Source organism: Arenibaculum sp., from assembly GCF_035998295.1.
GTDB lineage: Bacteria > Pseudomonadota > Alphaproteobacteria > Azospirillales > Azospirillaceae > DASYHS01.
In genome coordinates this window covers 1-4,597 of the sequence record NZ_DASYHS010000115.1, presented here as the reverse complement: position 1 = coordinate 4,597, position 4,597 = coordinate 1, and the positions used below count along the sequence as shown (strand labels likewise).

The following is a 4,597-nucleotide window of genomic DNA, read 5'->3' as shown; positions in this document are numbered from 1 at the left end:
CCGGCGGCGGCCGGCGCAGCAGGACTATGCCGGCGCCTTCCTGGGGCTGGAGCTGGACGAGGAACTGACGGCCGGGCTGAAGGCGCTGGGCCAGCGGCACGGGACGACGCTGTTCATGACGGTGCTGGCGGGCTGGGCGCTCGTGCTCTCGCGCCTGTCGGGCCAGGAGGACGTCGTGATCGGCACCTCCAGCGCGAACCGCACGCGCGCCGAGGTCGAGGGGCTGATCGGCTTCTTCGTGAACATGCTGGCCTTGCGCCTGGACCTGTCGGGCTCGCCGAGCGCTGAGGAGCTGCTGGCGCGGGCGAAGGCGGTGGCGCTGGGCGCGCAGGCGCACCAGGAGCTTCCCTTCGAGCAGGTGGTGGAACTGGTCAAGCCGGCGCGCAGCCTGGCCTACACGCCGGTGTTCCAGGTCACCTTCGCCTGGCAGAACTTCGAGAAGGGGCGCTTCGACCTGCCAGGGTTGGCGGTGGAGACGGTGCAGTGGACGCCGACCACCTCCAAGTTCGACCTGACCTTGACCTTGGGGGAATCCGGAGGGCGGATCGCCGGCGGGATCGAGTACGCGACGGCGCTGTTCGACCGGGAGACGGTGGAGCGGTTCGGCGGCTACCTGCGCCGGGCGCTGGAGGAGATGGTGGCGGACGCGGCGCGGCCGGCTGCCGCCCTGCCGCTGCTGCCGGCGGACGAGCGCCACCGGCTGCTGGTGGAGTGGAACCGGACCGCAGCGGCGTATCCGGCGGAGCGCTGTGTCCACGAACTGTTCGAGGAGCAGGTCGCGCGCGACCCGCAGGCGACGGCGGTCGTTCATGGGACGCAGTCGCTGAGCTATGGCGAGCTGAACGCGCGGGCGAACCGGCTGGCGCACCGCCTGCGCACGCTCGGCGTGAAACCCGACGACCGGGTGGCGATCTGCGTCGAGCGGTCGTCGGAGATGATCGTCGGTCTGCTGGGCATCCTGAAGGCGGGCGGGGCCTATGTGCCGCTCGACCCCGCCTATCCGGCCGAGCGGCTGGCCTTCATGCTCCAGGACGGCGCGCCGGTCGCGGCGCTGACGCACGGGCCGGCGCGCGCGGTGCTGGACGCGGCCATGGCCGGGCTGGAGACGCCCCCGCCGGTGCTGGACCTGGAGGAGGACGAAGCCGCGCCCGATGCGGATCTGCGAGTGCCGGGCCTGACCAGCCGCAACCTCGCCTACGTGATCTACACCTCCGGCTCGACCGGCATGCCCAAGGGCGTGATGGTCGAGCACCACAGCACCGTCAACCTCGTGATGGGCCAGCGGGACGCGCTCGGCGTCGGGCCGCAAAGCCGGATCCTGCAGTTCGCGTCGCTCAGCTTCGATGCGGCGCTGTTCGAGATCCTGCTGGCGTTCGGCTCGGGCGGAGCGCTGTATCTGCGGCCGCAAGGCGAACTCCTCGCCGGAGCGGCGCTGCCCGAGTTCCTGAGAACCCGGCGCATCAGCCATGCGGTCCTCACCCCGTCGGCATTGACCGCCGTGCCGGTGCAGGGGGCCGCGTCCGCCGAGCCGACGACCCTCGTCCTCGCCGGCGAGGCGCTTCCCAAGGCGCTGGTCGAGCGCTGGGCACCCGAATATCCGCTTTTCAACTCCTACGGCCCGACCGAGGCGACGGTCTGGGCCACGCTGCACCGCTGCGACGTGGCCGCGGCTGTTGCTCCGCCGATCGGCCGTCCGGTCGCGAACACGCGCCTCTATCTGCTGGACGGGCGGATGGAGCCGGTGCCGGCCGGCGTGGCGGGCGAAATCTGGATCGGCGGCGCAGGCGTCGCGCGCGGCTACCTGAACCGGCCGGAGCTGACATCCCAGCGCTTCGTCGCGAGCCCGTTCGTGGCGGGCGACCGGCTGTACAAGACCGGCGACCTCGGGCGCTGGCTGCCGGACGGCACGGCCGAGTTCCTGGGCCGCAACGACTTCCAGGTCAAGGTGCGCGGGTTCCGGATCGAGCTGGGCGAGATCGAGGCGCGGCTGCTGGAGCATCCCGGCGTGCGCGAGGCGGTGGTGCTGGCGCGCGAGGACCAGCCCGGCGACAGGCGGCTGGTCGCCTACGTCACCGGCGAGGCGGATCAGGCATCGCTGCGCCGGCACCTGGCGTCGAGCCTGCCCGAGCACATGGTGCCGGCGGCCTATGTCCGGCTGGACGCCCTGCCGCTGACGCCGAACGGCAAGCTGGACCGCAGGGCGCTGCCGGCCCCGGAGGGCGAGGCCTTCGCCTTCCAGGCCTACGAGCCGCCGGCAGGGCCGGCCGAGGAGGCGCTGGCGGCGATCTGGGCCGAGGTGCTGGGGCTGGAGCGCATCGGCCGGCACGACAATTTCTTCGATCTCGGCGGCCATTCGCTGCTGGCGGTGCGCATGGTCTCCAGGATCCGGCAGGTCCTGGGCGTGGAGGTCGCGCTGACGGCACTGTTCGGGCATCCCCTGCTGCAGAATTTCGCCAGGGTTCTGGCCGAGAGCGGGCGCGAGGTGCTGCCGCCCGTGGCGCTGGGGGCCCGGGGCGACCGTCCGCCGCTCTCCTTCGCGCAGCAGCGGCTGTGGTTCCTGGCACGTATGGGCGGCGGCGCCAGCGAGGCCTACCACGTCCCGCTGGGCTTCCGGATGCGGGGCCTGCTGGACGAGGCGGCGCTGAAGAAGGCGCTCGACCGCCTCGTGGCGCGGCACGAGGCCTTGCGCACGACCTTCTCCGTCCTTGATGGCGAGCCGTTCCTGCGGATCGGCGACCCGGGCCAGGGCTTCGAGCTGCGTCGGGACGACCTGTCGGGCAGGGCCGACCCGCAAGCCGGGCTGGACGCGGCGACGGCGGCCGAAGCGGCATTGCCGTTCGACCTGGAACGGGGACCCCTGGTCCGGGGCCGGCTGGTCCGGCTGGCGGATGAGGACCACGTGCTGCTGGTCACCCTGCACCACATCGCCGCGGACGGCTGGTCGATGGGCGTGCTGGCCCGGGAGCTGAGTGTGCTGTACCGCGCTTATGCGCAAGGCGGCGAGGACCCGCTGGAGCCGCTGGCGGTGCAGTATGCCGACTACGCGGCGTGGCAGCGGCGCTGGCTGTCGGGCGAGGTGCTCACGAGGCAGAGCGCCTATTGGCGCGAGACGCTGTCCGATGCGCCGGCGCTTCTGGAGCTGCCGACCGACCGGCGGCGGCCGGCGCAGCAGGACTATGCCGGCGCCTTCGTGGGCCTGGAACTGGACGAGGAACTGACGGCCGGGCTGAAGGCGCTGGGCCAGCGGCACGGGACGACGCTGTTCATGACGGTGCTGGCGGGCTGGGCGCTCGTGCTCGCGCGGCTGTCGGGCCAGGACGACGTCGTGATCGGCACCTCCAGCGCGAACCGCACGCGCGCCGAGGTCGAAGGGCTGATCGGCTTCTTCGTGAACATGCTGGCGCTGCGCCTGGACCTGTCGGGCTCGCCGAGTGCTGAGGAGCTGCTGGCACGCGCGAAGGCGGTGATGCTGGGCGCGCAGGCGCACCAGGAGCTTCCCTTCGAGCAGGTGGTGGAGCTGGTCAAGCCGGCGCGCAGCCTGGCCTACACGCCGGTGTTCCAGGCCACCTTCGCCTGGCAGAACTTCGAGAAGGGCCGTTTCGACCTGCCGGGGCTGGCGGTGGAGACGATGCGCCGGGCGCCGACGACGTCGAAGTTCGACCTGACCTTGAGTTTGGGGGAGGCCGGGGGCCGGATCGTCGGCGGGATCGAGTACGCGACGGCCTTGTTCGACCGCGGGACGGTGGAGCGGTTCGGCGGCTACCTGCGCCGGGTGCTGGAGGAGATGGTCGCGGACGCGGCGCGGCTCGCCGCCGCCCTGCCGCTGCTGTCGCAGGAGGAGCGCCACCGGCTGCTGGTGGAGTGGAACGACACCGCGGCGGCGTATCCGCAGGAGCGCTGCGTCCACGAACTGTTCGAGGAGCAGGTCGCGCGCGACCCGCAGGCGACGGCGATCGTCCATGGGACGCAGTCGCTGACCTACGGCGAGCTGAACGCGCGGGCGAACCGGCTGGCGCGCCATCTGCGCACGCTCGGCGTCGGGCCGGACCGGCTGGCCGCGGTCTGCATCGAGCGCTCGCCCGAGATGGTGGTGGCGCTGGTAGCCGTGCTCAAGGCGGGCGGGGCGTACCTGCCGCTCGACCCTGCCTATCCGGCCGACCGGCTCGCCTACATACTGGGCGATGCCGCTCCCGCCGTGGTGCTGACCCACGCTCCGGCCCGTCCGGCGGCGGACGCGGCGGTGGCCGGGCTCGCCTCCCGCCCGGCCGTGCTCGACCTGGACGGCAACGCCGGGGTCTGGGCCGGTGCGGGGGACGCGGACCTTGGCGTGCGAGAGACGGGCGTGACGCCCCGGCATCTCGCCTATGTGCTCTACACTTCCGGTTCCACCGGGGCGCCGAAGGGCGTCATGGTCGAGCATGGCGCGCTGGTGAACCACACCGCATGGTTCAACCGGGAGTTCGGGATCGACCGGGACGACGTCGTCCTCCAGCGGACGCCGTTCACCTTCGACGCATCGGTCTGGGAAATCTTCTCGACGCTCGCGGGCGGCGCGCGGTTGCGCCTTGCCCGGGGAGCCGAACTCGGCGACGTCGAC

Annotated in this window: 1 protein-coding gene; it reads left to right on the top strand. The window is 72.4% G+C overall.

The genetic code is table 11. The features are described 5' to 3' along the window. On the top strand, positions 1–4,597 hold a 4,597-nt coding region (locus VGO20_RS11975), incomplete at both ends, for a non-ribosomal peptide synthetase (protein WP_327502578.1).